Source organism: Streptomyces sp. NBC_00273, from assembly GCF_036178145.1.
Classification (GTDB): Bacteria; Actinomycetota; Actinomycetes; order Streptomycetales; family Streptomycetaceae; genus Streptomyces.
In genome coordinates, this window is sequence record NZ_CP108067.1 from 5,574,857 (window position 1) to 5,590,134 (window position 15,278).

Here is a 15,278-nt window from a genome sequence, read left to right on the forward strand (position 1 = left end):
CGGGTGTCGTACCCAGGAGTGTCAGACCTTGGTATCCACCCCTAGGGGTGCGCATGCGACGGGAGGAGGACCCCGGGGGCCGTGAGGTTCCCTCCCGGGAGCGATGTGCGGGACGGTGCGAAAACGCACCATGGATGCATGAGCCCCGCAACCTTCACCTCGATCCAGGGCAGCCGTCCTAGCGGCGCCGACTCCGCCTCCCTTCCGCGCAACGGCCTCGGCGGCATGCTGCGTGCCGTCAAGATCTTCGCGGCGACCGCCGTGAGCGTCGTCGTGCTCGGTGAATACGCCGAGGACGCGGGCGTCATACGCCATTGACCTCGGGACCCGCCCTGCACCCGCACTGATCCACTAGGGTCACGCGGGTGACCCGCAGTCCCGCTTACAACCGCTCACCGTCGTCCCTCGCCGGTGTGCTGCTGACCGGCTCGCTGCTGCTGCTCGGCGTGCTCTGCATCGCCCTGCGCATTCCGGTGGCCGACGCCCTCGTCCAGGGCTTCTCCGCCGCCGAGTGGGGGCCGTCCGCCACGTATCCGCCGTTCGCGGCGATCCTGTTCACGCCCGCCGCGTGGTTGCCGAGCGGCGCGCTGAAGGCCGTCCTCGTCCTCGGCAACGCCGGCCTGCTCGCCCTGCTGATCACCCTGTCCTGCCGCCTCGCGGGACTCCGGTCCCGGCCCGGGCCCGTGCTGGCCGCCACCATCGCCGGGCTGTGGCTGCAGCCGCTGTTCCAAGCACCGTTGGCCGGGCTGATCAACCTGGCGCTCGCCTGCCTGGTCCTGTGGGACCTCGGCCGGCCGCGCTCCGCGCTCGGCAAGGGCTTCGCGCTGGGCGTCGCCGCCGGGATCACCCTCGCCCCGGCGGCCATCGCCGCCTATCTCCTGCTGACCCGCCGCGTCCGCGCCGGGCTCACCGCGCTGGCGGCCTCGGCCGGGACCGCCCTGCTCGGGCTGCTGGTCCTGCCGGAGGCCTCCGCCGAGTTCTGGACCCGGCACCTGGCCGACGCGGCCCGGGCCCTCGTACTGGACTGGCCGCCGCTGTGGGTCTGGTGCGCTCCCCTACTGGCCGTCCTGACCGCCCGCGCGTGCCGGAGTCAGTCGCTCGCCAACAGCTCGTCGGCGTCCATGATCCGGTAGGCGTACCCCTGTTCGGCCAGGAAGCGCTGGCGGTGCGCCGCGAAGTCCTGGTCGATCGTGTCGCGCGCGACGACCGAGTAGAACCGCGCCTCGTGGCCGTCCGCCTTCGGACGCAGCACGCGGCCCAGGCGCTGGGCCTCCTCCTGGCGGGAGCCGAAGGTGCCCGACACCTGGATGGCGACGGTGGCCTCCGGCAGGTCGATGGAGAAGTTCGCGACCTTCGAGACGACCAGCACGCTGATCTCGCCCTCGCGGAAGGCGTTGAAGAGCTTCTCGCGCTGCGCGTTGGAGGTCTCGCCCTTGATGACGGGGGCGTCCAGGTGCTCGCCCAGCTCGTCGAGCTGGTCGATGTACTGCCCGATGACGAGGGTCTGCTCACCGCGGTGCTTGGCCACCAGCGCCTCGGTGACCTTGCGCTTCGTCGCCGTGGTCGCGCAGAAGCGGTACTTCTCCTCCGTCTCGGCGGTCGCGTACGCGAGCCGCTCCGACTCCGTCAGATTGACCCGGACCTCCACGCAGTCGGCGGGCGCGATGTAGCCCTGCGCCTCGATCTCCTTCCACGGGGCGTCGAACCGCTTCGGCCCGATGAGGGAGAAGACGTCCGACTCCCGCCCGTCCTCGCGCACCAGCGTCGCGGTCAGGCCGAGCCGGCGGCGGGCCTGGAGGTCGGCGGTGAACTTGAAGACCGGCGCGGGCAGCAGGTGCACCTCGTCGTAGACGATCAGGCCCCAGTCTCGGGAGTCGAAGAGCTCCAGGTGCGGGTAGACGCCCTTCCGCTTCGTCGTCAGGACCTGGTAGGTGGCGATGGTGACGGGCCGGATCTCCTTGCGGGTACCGGAGTACTCGCCGATCTCGTCCTCCGTCAGCGAGGTCCGCTTGACCAGCTCGTGCTTCCACTGGCGGGCCGAGACGGTGTTCGTCACCAGGATCAGCGTCGTCGCCTTGGCCATCGCCATGGCCCCGGCGCCGACCAGCGTCTTGCCGGCGCCGCAGGGCAGCACGACCACGCCGGAGCCGCCGTGCCAGAAGCCCTCGACGGCCTGCTGCTGGTACGGCCGCAGCGCCCAGCCGTTCTCGGCCAGGTCGATCGGGTGCGCCTCGCCGTCCACGTAGCCGGCCAGGTCCTCGGCGGGCCAGCCCAGCTTGAGGAGCGTCTGCTTGATCTGCCCGCGCTCGGAGGGGTGCACGGCCACGGTGTCGGCGTCGAGCCGCGCACCGACGAGCGGGGCGACCTTCTTGGACCGCAGGATCTCCTCCAGCACCGGCCGGTCGGTGCTGGTCAGCACCAGTCCGTGCACGGGGTGCTTGGAGAGGGTCAGGCGGCCGTAGCGCGCCATGGTCTCGGCGACGTCGACGAGGAGCGCGTGCGGGACGGGGTAGCGGGAGTACTCGACGAGCGCGTCGACGACCTGCTCGGCGTCATGGCCAGCGGCCCGGGCGTTCCACAGGCCGAGCGGGGTGATCCGGTAGGTGTGGATGTGCTCGGGTGCCCGCTCCAGCTCGGCGAAGGGGGCGATGGCACGCCGGGCGGCTCCGGCGAGCTCGTGGTCGACTTCGAGGAGGAGGGTCTTGTCGCTCTGGACGATGAGTGGACCATTCACGCGCGGCGCCCCGTTTCATTCAGGTCAAACCTCCAGTGTGCCGTACGGCGCGGAGGGTGGGAACACGGCGCTTCGACGGGGCACGGGGCGGAGCACCGGGCGGAGCACCGGGCGGGGCGCGAGCCGGGGCACCCGGCGGGCCGGGCGGCCGGTCAGCGGCCGAGGCCGTCCAGCAGCAGGGCGAGGCCGCCGTGGAACTCGCGGTCCGGGGTGAGGTGGCGGGCGCCGAGCGCGGCCTCGGTCAGGTACGGGTACTCCTGCGCCGGGAGTTCGGCGATCGCGGCGGTGCCCGCGCCGGAGAGGGCGCCGAGGTGTTCCTGCTGGATCGCGCCGATCACGTAGGCGAGCAGGGCCCGCAGGGCGATGATCCGCTCCTCGGCCCCGAACCCGGCCTCGGCGAGCACTCCGAGGACGGTCTCGCCCCAGCGCAGTACGCCGGGGGAGCGGTGCCGGTGGCTCATGGTGAGCGGCAGCACGGCGGGGTGCGCGCCGACGGTGTCCCGCATCCGGTCGACGAGGAGCGTGATGCGGGCGCGCCAGGGGCCGGCGGTCAGGGGCGGCGGCGTGCTGTCGACGGCGCCGAGGACCAGTTCGACGACGAGGGCCTCCAGCTCCCCGCGGTCCTGGACGTACCGGTACAGGGCCATGGTGCTGATGCCGAGTTCGACGGCGACGGCCCGCATGGACAGCCCGGGCAGACCCTCACGGTCGATCACGGCGAGGGCGGCGGCGGCCAGTTGGTCCGGGGTGAGTGAGCGGGGGCGCGGCATGGTGTTGACAGCGTACGGCATACGCTTACGCTGTAGGTGTACGTCATACGCTTACGGAGGAGACCTCAGTGCCCTCAGTGCAGCTCGACACCGGTTCCATCGTCCGTACCCGCATCCTCACCGCCGTCGCGGACGGCGCGCCCGTGGCCGTCCCCGACCCCGAACGCCTCGTCCACCTCCAGTTCCGCCGGTTCGCCGGCTGCCCCATCTGCCATCTGCACCTGCGCTCGGTGGTGCGGCGGCACGCCGAGATAGAAGCCGCCGGGATCCGGGAGGTCGTGGTCTTCCACTCCGGCGCCGACGAACTGCGCGAGCACGTGGCCGACCTGCCCTTCGCCGTCGTCGCGGACCCCCGCAAGCGCCTGTACGCGGAGTTCGGCGTCGAGTCGTCCTACCGCGCCCTGCTGGCCGCGCGCGCCTGGCGGGCGATCGCCGTCGGCACGCTCGACATCCTGCGCGGCCGGGCGAAGCCGCCGACGCTCGTCCAGGACGGCGGGCGGCTCGGACTGCCGGCGGACTTCCTGATCGCACCGGACGGACGCGTGGCGGCCGCCGGGTACGGGGTGCACGCGGACGACCAGTGGCCGGTGGAAAAGCTGCTGACCCTGGCGGAACGGGCACGTACCGTCCTGGCATGAATCATGATCAGCAGCCCTTCGTGCCCGCCGACTTCGCGGTCCCGCGGACCCTCGTCGCCGACGGCTTCCGGCTGGAGCCGCTGGGCGCCGAGCACAACGAGCGCGACCTCGCCGCCTGGACCGGGAGCATCGCGCACATCAGGGCGACGCCCGGCTTCGTGGGGCGGGGCTGGCCGCCGGTGGCGGGGATGTCCGCCGAGGCGAACCTGGCCGACCTGCTCCGGCACGCGCAGGAGTTCGAGGAGCGCGTCGCCTTCGCCTACAGCCTCCTGGAAGGCGAGGCCGACGGCGCCGGCGACGGTGCCGGCGAGGTGATCGGCTGCCTGTACATCCACGGCTCACGAGAGGCCCCCGGCCGGGTCACCGTCAGCCACTGGGTGCGCTCCGACCGGGCCGCTCTGGACACGCGGGTCCACGAGAGGATCACCCGCTGGCTCCACGAGGTGTGGCCCTTCGACGCCGGGCGGATCGACTACGCCCCCAGGTGAGAACGGTGTTCGCCGGTGGCCGCGCCGGCCTGCTGCATCAGCCGCGCCGCTGCCACCAACGACGCTTCGGCGCGCCGGACTGAGGCTCCACGGCGGTGGCGGGGGCATCGCCGCGCTGGTCGGGGGCGAGGGCGAGCAGGGCGGTGCGGATGCGGTCGAAGGTCGCGATCGGGTGGTGGCCCTCGCCCGGCAGAGCCACGCCGACGCACACCAGCTTGAAGCTGTTCTCGCCGAGACCGGCTCCGATGAACACCGGTGCGCCGACGCACCCCTGCGGCAGGGTTCCGACCCAGCGGACGCCGTCCTCGTCGGTGCGCACGACCTCCCCGACCACGAGGGCCTGCTCCCGCGCGCCGTTCTCGGCGTCGACGGGGTGGCCCAGCAGGTAGGCGGGGACCGGCGTCCCACCGAGACGGGCGATGTCCTCCTCCGTGGCCGCGACACCGTCGGTGATCTCGTCCGTCGTCCAGCTCCACCCCTTGCGCGCGGCGTACGCGTACAACGCGGTGTCGGGCATGACCGCCACGCCCAGGTCCCCGAGGTGGATCCACCCCTCCGCGAAACCCATCACCGTCACCTTCTCCGCGCTCATCGCGGGTGAGCACAGCTCCGGCCGGAGGGTGATCTCGGCCGTCTCGACCCTCGTCGGCTCACCGGCGGTCACCAAGTACTGCCGGATGACCGAACCTTCGTCGGTTTCCTCGATGAGTTCGTTGAACCAGAAGGCCGTCGCGTGCTGCTCCGCCCGGTTCGCCCGCTGGAAGGGAAGCGTCGCCCGGGCGGAGTCGGCGTTGATCAGGTAGACGATGGCGCTGTGGAAATCAGGCAGCTCAGACATGGTTCGGGACAGTAGCGAACCGTCGACGGCGGCCCCTTGCTGGGGGTGTGTCCGGGCGTTCCAGGGCCGAACGGGTAGACGCCGTGGGCAGATGGGACGGGCGCAGACGTCGCTCCCGGAGCGTCACCGACGCCCGGCCTAGGGTGGCAGGCGCCCACAGGCGACGTCGGAACGGACCCTCATGACGCAAGCAAGCTGGGACCGCACGCTCTTCAGCCCCTCCTCGGCTCCCGCTACCACCGTCACCCACGACACCGGTCTGCTCCTGCTCCGGCTCGTCGTCGGCCTCAGCATGGCCGGCCACGGCACGATGAAGCTCTTCGGCTGGTTCGGCGGCCCGGGCCTCACCGCGACCGGCAAGGGCTTCACGATGGCCGGCTACCCCGCCGGGGACGCCATGGCCGTCATCGCCGGTCTCGCCGAGACCCTGGGCGGCCTCGGCCTCGCCCTCGGCCTGCTCACCCCGCTCGCCGGAGCGGCCCTGACCGGCACCTTCATCAACATCCTCGACGTCCGGGGCCTGAGCGCCTACTTCCCGCCCAAGGGCGTGGAACTCGAAGTGGTGCTGTTCGCCGCGATCGTCGCCCTCACCCTCACCGGGCCCGGCCGCTTCTCCGTCGACCACCACCTTCCGGTGCTGCGCGAGAACCGGCCCCGCTACTCCCTGCTCGCGCTGCTGCTGGGCGCCGTCGTGGGATTCGTCGTCCTGCTCATCCGGGACTGACCGACCGGGACCGACCGGGACCGGTCGGCTACGCCCCCAAGTGCGGCAGCGGACCCGCGGGGTACGGGGTCTCCGCCGGTAGCAGGGCGCGCGCGGCCGCCTCGTCCCCCGCCCCGAGCAGGCCCCGGATCTCCCGGGCCAGCCCGGTCACATCGCGGATGCCGACCGTCCACTCGTCGGCGTACGCGCGCGACGCCGGACCGGACAGGCCCAGCTGGAGCGAGCGGTACGGCAGCGGATTCAGCCGCAGGTCCCGCTCCGGGTCCCACTGGACCCGGGCCGGCGCCTCGAGCAGGGCTTCCTTCCAGGCCGTCCGGTCCGCGTGCACGCCCCGTGCGTAGTGCGAGAGGCAGGCGTCGCGCAGCGCCCGGTCGAAGCCCTCACGGGTGATCTCGATCGCCAGCACCGTCTGTTGGCCGTCCTTGGACCCCCAGCCGCAGCGGTACATCATCCACAGGAACGACGGCTTGATCCACGTCATCCGCTCGCGCTTCCAGGCGGGCGGGAAGCGGCCGTCACGGGCGGCCGGCACCCCGAGCGAGGGGGAGTAGGCCTGGTACACCGTGATCGTGGTGTCGGTGTGCGCCGCGCGGATCTGGCGGTTCGGGACGTGCTCGTCGGACATGCGTTCAGGATGACGGCTCGTCACCCTGCCGGCCACCGGGTTTCGACGCCGGTGCGGACCGGGAGCCGCCCGGCCCGCACCGGCCGCCCCGGCCCGCCGGCCCCTACACCTGATCGTCCGCCAGTTCCGCGACACCGGTGATCCGGTGCAGCGCGTACGTCCGTACCTCGTCCGCCGTGTGGTCGTAGCCGGTGACGAAGCCGCCCTCCACCCGGACCGGCGCGATGACCCGCTGGCTCGCCGCGCCCTCCGCGTTCACGTACCCGATCCACACCGCCGACCCGGTCAGCGCGGCCGCCTGCACCGTCGCCAGGGTCTCCGCCGCGCTCGTGCGCGGGAGTTCGCCCGGCACCCCGGTCCCCGCGGCGGAGGTCGTCGCGGGCTCCTTGCGCACCGCCGTCGCCGCCACGTCGCCCGCGCGGATCGCCCGTACGGCCGCCGCGAGCAGTGTTGCGTCCGGCACCGGCGGGCCCTCCAGCACCGGTACGGGCGCCGAGCGGGGCTGGGTGCGGCGGGCGTCGGCCCGCGCCACCAGCACGTCGCCGGTACGGGATTCCGCGGCCGGCGCGTACCCCATCGCCCGCAACCCCTCCAGCAGGACGGTCGGATCCGCCTGCGCCGCCAGCACCGTCGGCGCGAGGCGGCGCAGACCCAGCCCGGCCGAGCGCTTGTCGGCCAGGATCTCGCCCAGCATCGCGTCGTCGTCGCAGCGCACGTACGAGGAGGCCGCGCCGACCCGCAGGTGTCCGTGCCGGCGGGCCACGTCGTCGATCAGGTAGGCCAGCGGCTGCGGCACCGGGGTACGACTGTGCTCCTTGAGGAAGGCGTGCAGGTCCGCGGCGGCATGGCCGGCGTCCAGGGCCCGGCGCACCGAGCCGGGCGTGAACCGGTACACCGTCGCCCCGCCCTTGGACTCCACGTCCGCGAGCACCGCCAGGGTGTCGCCCAGCGGGCGGAGCAGCGGGCCCGGGGCCACCGCCGTCAGGTCGGCCTGGAGCAGCACGTGGTCCACCGGCTCCGGCAGCAGCGGGGCCAGCAGCGGAGCCGGGTCGCGGTGCTCCAGCAGGGCCCGGCCGGGCCCGGACAGGGCGCCCCGGCCGGTCACGCCGAGGACCTCCGCCTCGGCCAGCGCCCAGTGCGCGAGCCGGGCCCGCAGATCGCTCGCCCCGCGTACGGGACGCTCCCAGGCGAGCCGCGCCAGCAGGGTCTCCGGGTCGGGCGAGGCGCCCTCGGGCAGCTCCCCGAGCAGTTCCAGCACGCGCCGGCGCACCTCGGGGGCGGCGGAGCGGTCGAGTTCGGGGCCGAGCGCGGAGAGCGTGCGCCCCTTGGTGTCCTGCTCGCCGACCAGCGGGGCCGTACGGGTGGCCGGCAGCCAGGCCGCCGCGAGCTGCGACCAGCGCTCGGCGGGAGGCAGTTCGAGCCAGTCGTCGAAGGCCGGAGTGGGTGCGTACCGCTCGTCCGCCTCCCCGTCACTGGCCAGCAGGCCGGTCGCGTAGGCCAGTTCGGCCCAGAAGGCCGCCTGCTGCTCGGTCGTGTCCAGCGCGGCCGCGGTCCGCTTCAGGTCCCGTACGGAGAGACCGCCCGCCCGCAGCACCGGCGGACCCGCGTGCTCCCAGGACTTCACCAGTTCCTCGACGGTGGCCAGTGCGGCCAGCGCCTGCCCGGCGGCGTTCGCGTCCACAAGCTGTGGACGGTGCTCGCGGTGCGCGGGCACCGGCGGGGCCACCGGCGCGGTGTCCCGGTGCGCGAGCCCGCCGCGCAGGTGCAGGGCCACCTCGCGGGGCAGCACGACGGTCCGCGCCGTCGCGGGCAGCAGCAGCCCCCGGTCGCGCAGCCAGCGCACCGGCGGCGTCGGATTCGGGGTCACCTCCCCGTACGGCGGCCCCCACACGAGCCGTCCCAGCACCTGGTGCGCTTCGGCCGGAGCCTCGTCCAGCAGCGCCGACATCCGCTCCTGGTCGGTGAACAGCCCGGTCAGCGCGGTCACCGCGGACACCGGGTCGTGGGTGGCGGGCAGCCCGACGGCCGCCACGATCTCCTGCACCCGGGTCGGCGACATCCCGGCCGTGGCCTCGGCGACGGTCGGCCCCAGCCCGGTGGGGGAGGGGCGGGAGGCCGAGGGGGCCAGCAGCTCGCGCGCCGTGCGGACCAGCCGCACCCGGTCCTCGTCGCCCCACACCAGGGCCTGGTCGCGCAGGGTGGCCAGGGCGTCGGGGAGCGCGGCGCGGGCCCGTTCGTCCTCGCCGCCCGTCAGCAGCCCCTCCAGCACCGCGTACGGGCACGGGTCCGGGCCCACCGCCAGGGCATCGGCGGTCTGCAGCGCGAACCGGTCCAGCCGGTCCAGGGCGCGCACCACCGAAGCCCGGGTCCCGGCCCGGGTGGCCAGCTGCGTCACGTCGCCGGGCACCGGTCCGAGCAGGTCCGGGCGGGCGCGCAACAGGGCCGCGAGCGCCGCGTCGTCACGGGCGCGCAGCGCCTCGGCGAGTGAGCGCGGGGAGCTTCCCGCCGGGCTCCCGCCGGCGGATCCCGCCGCAGTGCTTGCCTCGGGCACAGTCGCCTCCTGGTCGAGTCGGCCGGTCAGTCGGCCGGTCCCCATCCGGTCAACGGTATCCGCTGCGCCCGCAGCAGCTCCACGGGCGCACGCGCTACCTTCGGGGCAGGGGGTAAGGGAGGAGCCTGGGCGTGGGGATCGAAAGCGACCATCTGGTCTACGAATATCTGAGCCGCGTCGGGGACTTGGCGCAACAACGGCAGCTGTCCTCCGGCGACCGGATGCGGTTGGTGTCGGGGCTGCGGGACGAGATCGACCGTCGGCGCGCCAAGTACGACCCGGACACCCCGGCCGCCGTACGGCGCATCCTGGAGCGGATCGGCACGCCCGAGGAGGTCCTGGACACCCTCGGCTCCCGACGCGGCGCGGCCCCCGCCCCCGCTGCCCCCGCCGACACCGGCCTGTCGGTCCCCGTCCAGCGTGGACCGGGCCGCCTGCGCCGCCAGAACGTGCCGCCGGTCCGCCCGGCGGCGGAGCCCGAGAACGTGCCGCCGCACCTGGCCGGGCTGGACGAGCTCGGCCCCTCCGGCGGGGCCGAGCCCGACTGGTGGCGGATGGGCCCGGGGACGCACGGGGCGGGCCCGCAGGTCGAGGGCTTCGCGGGCGGCATCGAGATCCCGGACCTGTTCAAGGACGGACCGGAGGACGAACCGCGGGAGAAGGAGGCGGCGGCGCCGGCCCCGCCCGGGGCGCAGGAGGGGAGCGCGCAGAGCCTCGTACGGTTCCTGCGCGAGCGGCGGCGCGCGAAGAAGGACGCGGCGGCGGCCGGGGCCGCCGCCGCGCCGCAAGCCCCGGCGGCCCCGGCCGCCCGCCCGCGGCCGAACGCCTTGCTGCTGCTGGCGGCGGCCGTCCTCGTCGTCGGCACGCTCACCGGCTACTGGCTGCTCCTCGTCGTCGGCTGGCTCCTTCCGTACGCCTCGCGCGTGCTGGGCCCGGCCGAGCGGAAATGGGTGGTCTTCGGCCCGCCCGGCGCGGTGCTCACTGCGGCGGTGCTGTGGGTGTGGGGCCGGATGAACGGCAAATGGGGGGAGACCCTGTCGGACGACCAGCTGAGCGGGGTGCTGCACGGGATGTGGCCGTGGGTCCTGCGGGGCGCTGCGCTCGCGTCCGCGCTCTACCTGGTGTGGCGCGCGCGGCGGCGGTAGCCCGTGGCATGGCCGAGGGTGCGGCGCCGCTGCCGGGGCTCCGCCCCGGACCCCGCGCCTCAATCGCCGGCGGGGAGCAGTGTTTGCTTCGCCTCCATCGGGTGCTGGTCGGCGGTCTTCACCAGGTCGAGGAAGCCGGGGGCCTTCGCGAGTTCCAGCAGCTGGGCCCCCGTGACCGGCGCCGAGGTGTTCGACGGCTCGTGCGGGTTCACGGTCAGCGAGACGTTGCTGGTGCCGTAGCGGAACCAGACCCGGGACGCGGTGACCGCGCCCGAGTCGACCGGCGAGGTCGACGCGTCGACCTCGGTGCCGTCGGGCAGGGTGCCCGTCGTGCAGACCGCGCCCTTGATCTCGCGGCACCGCTCTGCGGCGCTGTCCGCCGGGCGCACCGAGAAGACGACGTCGAACGTCCTGCCGTCCTTGGTGCCCCGGTAGAGGCTCACGGCGAGGTCGGTGCGCTGCACGGTGCCGACCGCCTCGGGCAGCAAGCCCTGGAGCGCGGCGACGGCCCGGTTCTGGAAGTCCTCCTGCCGGGCCCGTTCGGCGGGCGGCAGATCGGCCATCGAGGTCTCGCCCGGGGTCGGTTCGATGTGCACGGGCGGCTGCGCCACGACGCCGGGCGCCGCGGCGACGCCGGTCGAGCCGGTCGCGCTGCGAGCGCCGTCGTCGCCGGGCAGCGCGAGCGCTCCGGCCACGCTCAGCGCGGCGACGGCCACCACCGCACCGCCGATCCCCGCCCGGACGCGCGCCTTGCGGCGCAGGCCCTGGGCACGGGCCGGGCCCGCCAGGTCGGTCAGTGCGGGCAGTTCCGCGGTGGCGCGGTCCATCGCGTCCCGGACCAGTAGGGCGGCCCGGTCGTCGGCGAGGTCTTCGTGGGAACCCATGGCGTCTCCTCAGTTCTCGGTGGCGTAGATGTGGGCCTCGCCGAGCTGCGCGCGCAGCTTCGTCAGGGCGCGCGAGCACTGGCTCTTGACCGTTCCCTCGCTACAGCGCAGCAGTTCGGCGACGGTCTCGACGCTCAGGTCCTCCCAGTAGCGCAGGACGACCATGGCCCGGGCCCGCGGCGGCAGTTCGGCCAGCGCGGCGAGCAGGGTGACGCGCAGGTCGGCGTGCTCGGGCCGCGGCGGCGGGTCGACGCGCCGGTGGGCCAGCAGGTCCCGCAGCCGGCGCCGCCGTTCGGCAAGGAAGGTGCGGGTCAGCACGGTCCGGGCGTACGCATCGGGATGATCGGCGGTGGACACCCGCCGCCAGTGCTGGAACAGCTTCGCGAGCGTGGTCTGGGTCAGATCGCGCGCGCCGTCGGCGTTCCCGCAGAGCAGGTACGCGGTCCGGTACAGCCTGCGCTGGCCGGCCCGGGCGAACGCCTCGAAGTCGAGGCCCGGGTCGCCCCCGGAGTCGTGCTCGATGGGCTGCGGCATCGGCCCTCCCCTTCACATCGTGTCCGTCATCCCTGTCCTGAGCGCTGCCGCCGGGAAAAGGTTGAGCACGGACGTGGAGGATTCGAAGGAACCGAAGGAACCGAAGGACCGAAGGACCGAAGGACCGAAGGGACCGAGGGCCGTGGGGTCGGGCGGTCCTCGGCGTGCGTTTCCTCGGTGTAGGCCCGCAGTCGGCCTCCCGTGCAGCCGCCTCGGCACAATGGAAGGCATGAACCTCACCGTCGGCTTCGACCTCGACATGACCCTCATCGACTCGCGCCCCGGAATCAAGGCCGCCTACCAGGCCCTCTCCGCCGAGACGGGGACCTTCATCGATGCCGACGAGGCGGTCACCCGGCTGGGCCCGCCGCTGGAGGAGGAGCTCGCGCACTGGTTCCCGGAGGCCGAGATCCCGGCCATGGCCGAGCGCTACCGCGAGATCTACCCCACGTACGCCATCGGGCCGACCCCGGCGATGCCGGGCGCCCGCGAGGCGATCGAGGCCGTCCAGGCGCTCGGCGGCCGCGCGATCGTCGTCACGGCCAAGCACGAGCCCAACGCCCGCCTGCACCTGTCGCACCTCGGCATCGAGGCCGACGCGGTCGTCGGCTGGCTCTGGGCGGAGGCCAAGGCCGGTGCGCTGCGCGAGTACGGGGCACAGGTCTACGTCGGCGACCACGTCGGTGACGTACGCGGGGCCCGTACGGCCGGCGCGCTGTCCGTGGTGGTGCCGACCGGCCCGTGCCCGGAGGAGGAACTGCGCGAGGCGGGCGCGGACGTGGTCCTGCCCGACCTCACCGCGCTGCCGCAGTGGCTCGCGCAGTACGTCGCCGCACAGCCCGAGCCCGTCTAGGCGGTTCCCGCCCGGGCCCGCTACGCCTGCGAGGCCCGGGCCGCCCTGCGCTGCGCCGCGGCCGAGCGGAGCACGCCCGCCGCGGAGATGCCGAACCCGACGCCCATGAGCATGCAGACCGCCCAGGCGTACGACGGGAACGGGTCCACGTCGAAGAAGAGCGGGGCCATGGTCGCCAGTGTGGCCACGGCCCCGGCGATGAACACGATGCCGCCGGCCTTGACCAGTCCGTCGCCGGGCCGCGCTTCGTCTGAATGAGGAGTAACAGTCACCTCACCAGGGTAGTTCCCTGGCCGAAGCAGCCGACCGTGAAGGACCGGGGAACGTCTTGTCACCCGGCCCCCGACCATTAGCCTTGAGGTGGCGGGTCACACATGGCCCGCTGCGCTGTTGTCCGGAGCCGTTCGCGGCCCTTCGGACCCCCGACGAGCACAAGGACAGAGGACGGACGTGCCTACCGGCAAGGTCAAGTGGTTCAACAGTGAGAAGGGCTTCGGCTTTCTCTCCCGTGACGACGGCGGCGACGTCTTCGTCCACTCGTCGGTGCTCCCTGCCGGGGTGGACGCTCTCAAGCCCGGCCAGCGCGTCGAGTTCGGTGTCGTCGCGGGCCAGCGCGGTGACCAGGCACTTTCGGTGACGGTACTGGACCCGGCGCCGTCCGTCGCGGCGGCGCAGCGGCGCAAGCCCGACGAGCTCGCCTCGATCGTGCAGGACCTCACGACCCTGCTCGAGAACATCACCCCGATGCTGGAGCGCGGCCGCTACCCCGACAAGGTGCACGGCACGAAGATCGCCGGACTGCTGCGCGCGGTCGCCGACCAGCTCGACGTCTGAGCCCCGCGCCGTCACGCGTACGGCTGCGCCCCGCCACTCGAAAGAGCGGCGGGGCGCAGCCGTGTGTGCGGGCGATCAGTCCTGCGGGAAGTCCAGCGAGCCGGGCGGGATGGCCGGTACCAGACCCTCGGCCGCCGCCCGGGTGAGCAGCCCGCGCACCGCCGCGTAGCCGGACTCGCCGAGGCCGGCGGTGAACTCGTTGACGTAGAGCCCGATGTGCTGGTCGGCGACGGCCGGGTCCAGCTCCTGCGCGTGCGCTCGGACGTACGGGCGGGAGGCTTCCGGGTCGTCCCAGGCCATCCGGACCGACGTACGGGCCGACTCGGCCAGCGCGCGCAGCCGCTCCGTGCCCAGCGAGCGCCGGGCGATGATCGCGCCGAGCGGGATCGGCAGGCCGGTCGTGGACTCCCAGTGCTCACCCATGTCGGCCAGGCAGTGCAACCCGTAGTCCTGATAGGTGAACCGGGCCTCGTGGATCACCAGCCCGGCGTCCACCCGGCCGTCCCGGACCGCCGGCATGATCTCGTGGAACGGCAGGACGACCACCTTGCCGACGCCCTCCGGCAGCACGTCCGCGGCCCACAGCCGGAACAGCAGGTAGGCGGTGGAGCGTTCGCTCGGCACGGCCACCGTCCGCCCGGCCAGGTCGACCCCCGGCTCGCGGGTCAGCACCAACGGGCCGCAGCCGCGTCCCAGCGCCCCGCCGCAGGGCAGCAGCGCGTACTCCTCCAGCACCCACGGCAGCACGGCGTACGAGACCTTCAGCACGTCCAGCTCGCCGCGTTCGGCCATGCCGTTGGTGACGTCGATGTCCGCGAAGGTGACGTCGAGGGCGGGCGCGCCCGGCACCCGGCCGTGGGCCCACGCGTCGAAGACGAAGGTGTCGTTCGGGCAGGGCGAATAGGCGATCTTCAGCGGTTCACCGGTGCTCATGCTCATGGCGTTCTCCCCAGTTCGCGAGTACGGGCCCCAGCACGCGGAAGCCGTCGGCGAGCGCGGCGAGCGCGTCCCCGATCCGCCAGGCGGCACGGTCACGGGGGCCCACGGCGTTGGACACGGCGCGGATCTCCAGTACGGGCAGCCCGTGCGCGGCGGCCGCCTCCGCGACCCCGAAACCCTCCATGGCCTCTGCCCCGGCCATCGGGTGCCGGGCGGCGAGCGCGGCGGCCCGGGCGGCGGTCCCGGTCACGGTGGAGACGGTCAGCACGGGCGCGAGCAGCGCCCCGGTCGCCTCGGCGGCGCGGGCGGCGAGCTCGGCGGGCGGCAGGTGCACGCTGTGCCCGAAGCCGAGCTCCGTCACGTCGAGGAAACCGTCGGGGGTCTCGGCGCCCAGGTCGGCGGCGACGATCGCGTCGGCGACCACGAGGGAACCGAGCGGGGCGGCGGGTGCGAACCCGCCGCCGATGCCGGCGGAGACGACGAGCGAGTAGTCGGCGAGGGCCAGGGCGGTGGCGGTCCCGGCGGCGGCCGCCGCCGGACCGACGCCCCCGACGAGCACGTCGAAGGCGATGCCCGGAAGGTCCCGGCGGTTGACGAGGTAACCACCGGGGAGTGTGCGCGGGCCGGGACCGAAGGCGTCGGGATGAGGGGTCAGCCCGGTGGTGACGGAGTCTGCCTCCGCCGCCACCGCGGTCACGACGAGCGCGCGCACCGCTGCCGG

Annotated in this window: 18 protein-coding genes; 8 read left to right on the plus strand and 10 right to left on the minus strand. The window is 73.9% G+C overall.

The annotated features are described in order from the left end of the window. The first annotated feature begins 138 nt into the window (after positions 1-138). Positions 139-318 carry a hypothetical protein gene (locus tag OG386_RS24640; RefSeq protein WP_328789913.1) on the plus strand — a complete coding sequence of 60 codons (180 nt, stop codon included), beginning with the start codon at positions 139-141 and terminating at the stop codon, positions 316-318. 47 nt (positions 319-365) lie between these two features. After that, a complete protein-coding gene (locus tag OG386_RS24645; protein WP_328789914.1) occupies positions 366-1,133 on the plus strand; it encodes a glycosyltransferase 87 family protein in 768 nt (255 codons plus the stop codon). Here OG386_RS24645 and OG386_RS24650 read toward each other — a convergent pair. Next, on the minus strand, positions 1,091-2,734 hold the full coding sequence (locus OG386_RS24650; RefSeq protein WP_030387353.1) for a DNA repair helicase XPB: 1,644 nt from the start codon (positions 2,732-2,734) through the stop codon (positions 1,091-1,093). The two genes, OG386_RS24645 and OG386_RS24650, sit on opposite strands and share 43 nt — an antisense overlap. Positions 2,735-2,886: 152 nt before the next feature. After that, on the minus strand, positions 2,887-3,504 hold the full coding sequence (locus OG386_RS24655) for a TetR/AcrR family transcriptional regulator (RefSeq protein ID WP_328793342.1): 618 nt from the start codon (positions 3,502-3,504) through the stop codon (positions 2,887-2,889). Between the two features lie 68 nt (positions 3,505-3,572). Between OG386_RS24655 and OG386_RS24660 the strand changes: the two genes are divergently transcribed. After that, entirely contained in the window at positions 3,573-4,142 is a 570-nt protein-coding gene (locus OG386_RS24660; protein ID WP_328789915.1) for a peroxiredoxin-like family protein, read from the plus strand. Beyond that, the gene (locus OG386_RS24665) at positions 4,139-4,630 is read left to right on the plus strand and encodes an N-acetyltransferase (protein WP_328789916.1); all 492 of its coding nucleotides are present in this window, start codon (positions 4,139-4,141) and stop codon (positions 4,628-4,630) included. Before OG386_RS24660 ends, OG386_RS24665 begins: the two co-directional genes overlap by 4 nt. Positions 4,631-4,667: 37 nt before the next feature. Here OG386_RS24665 and OG386_RS24670 read toward each other — a convergent pair whose 3' ends face one another. Then, on the minus strand, positions 4,668-5,468 hold the full coding sequence (locus tag OG386_RS24670; protein WP_328789917.1) for a hypothetical protein: 801 nt from the start codon (positions 5,466-5,468) through the stop codon (positions 4,668-4,670). Between the two features lie 181 nt (positions 5,469-5,649). Here OG386_RS24670 and OG386_RS24675 point away from each other — a divergent pair, with 181 nt between their 5' ends. After that, positions 5,650-6,192, plus strand: coding sequence for a DoxX family protein (locus tag OG386_RS24675; protein WP_328789918.1), 543 nt, complete (start codon positions 5,650-5,652; stop codon positions 6,190-6,192). 28 nt (positions 6,193-6,220) lie between these two features. On the opposite strand, the gene OG386_RS24680 is transcribed toward OG386_RS24675, so the two are convergent. Together OG386_RS24680 and OG386_RS24685 are read right to left on the minus strand one after the other, a co-directional pair. After that, complete coding sequence (locus OG386_RS24680; protein WP_328789919.1) at positions 6,221-6,817, minus strand: DUF4291 domain-containing protein; 597 nt, start codon at positions 6,815-6,817, stop codon at positions 6,221-6,223. 103 nt (positions 6,818-6,920) lie between these two features. After that, on the minus strand, positions 6,921-9,413 hold the full coding sequence (locus tag OG386_RS24685) for a helicase C-terminal domain-containing protein (protein ID WP_328789920.1): 2,493 nt from the start codon (positions 9,411-9,413) through the stop codon (positions 6,921-6,923). A gap of 86 nt (positions 9,414-9,499) precedes the next feature. On the opposite strand from OG386_RS24685, the gene OG386_RS24690 reads away from it, so the two are divergent. Continuing rightward, entirely contained in the window at positions 9,500-10,513 is a 1,014-nt protein-coding gene (locus OG386_RS24690) for a hypothetical protein (RefSeq protein ID WP_328789921.1), read from the plus strand. Between the two features lie 59 nt (positions 10,514-10,572). Here OG386_RS24690 and OG386_RS24695 read toward each other — a convergent pair whose 3' ends face one another. Together OG386_RS24695 and OG386_RS24700 are read right to left on the minus strand one after the other, a co-directional pair. Further along, positions 10,573-11,397 (minus strand): hypothetical protein, encoded by an 825-nt coding sequence (locus OG386_RS24695; RefSeq protein WP_328789922.1) that lies wholly within the window; start codon positions 11,395-11,397, stop codon positions 10,573-10,575. A 9-nt stretch (positions 11,398-11,406) separates the two neighbouring features. Beyond that, positions 11,407-11,931: a SigE family RNA polymerase sigma factor gene (locus OG386_RS24700; RefSeq protein ID WP_328789923.1), complete on the minus strand. Its 525-nt coding sequence runs from the start codon at positions 11,929-11,931 to the stop codon at positions 11,407-11,409. Between the two features lie 229 nt (positions 11,932-12,160). Here OG386_RS24700 and OG386_RS24705 point away from each other — a divergent pair, with 229 nt between their 5' ends. Next, positions 12,161-12,784, plus strand: coding sequence for an HAD family hydrolase (locus tag OG386_RS24705; protein ID WP_327384680.1), 624 nt, complete (start codon positions 12,161-12,163; stop codon positions 12,782-12,784). Between the two features lie 20 nt (positions 12,785-12,804). On the opposite strand, the gene OG386_RS24710 is transcribed toward OG386_RS24705, so the two are convergent. Beyond that, entirely contained in the window at positions 12,805-13,056 is a 252-nt protein-coding gene (locus tag OG386_RS24710) for a hypothetical protein (RefSeq protein WP_327384681.1), read from the minus strand. Between the two features lie 178 nt (positions 13,057-13,234). Here OG386_RS24710 and OG386_RS24715 point away from each other — a divergent pair, with 178 nt between their 5' ends. Next, complete coding sequence (locus OG386_RS24715) at positions 13,235-13,618, plus strand: cold-shock protein (protein ID WP_030012939.1); 384 nt, start codon at positions 13,235-13,237, stop codon at positions 13,616-13,618. 75 nt (positions 13,619-13,693) lie between these two features. On the opposite strand, the gene OG386_RS24720 is transcribed toward OG386_RS24715, so the two are convergent. After that, complete coding sequence (locus OG386_RS24720; protein WP_405790750.1) at positions 13,694-14,551, minus strand: 1,4-dihydroxy-6-naphthoate synthase; 858 nt, start codon at positions 14,549-14,551, stop codon at positions 13,694-13,696. After that, positions 14,538-15,269 carry a futalosine hydrolase gene (locus OG386_RS24725; protein WP_328789925.1) on the minus strand — a complete coding sequence of 244 codons (732 nt, stop codon included), beginning with the start codon at positions 15,267-15,269 and terminating at the stop codon, positions 14,538-14,540. Before OG386_RS24725 ends, OG386_RS24720 begins: the two co-directional genes overlap by 14 nt. Between the last annotated feature and the right edge of the window lie 9 nt (positions 15,270-15,278).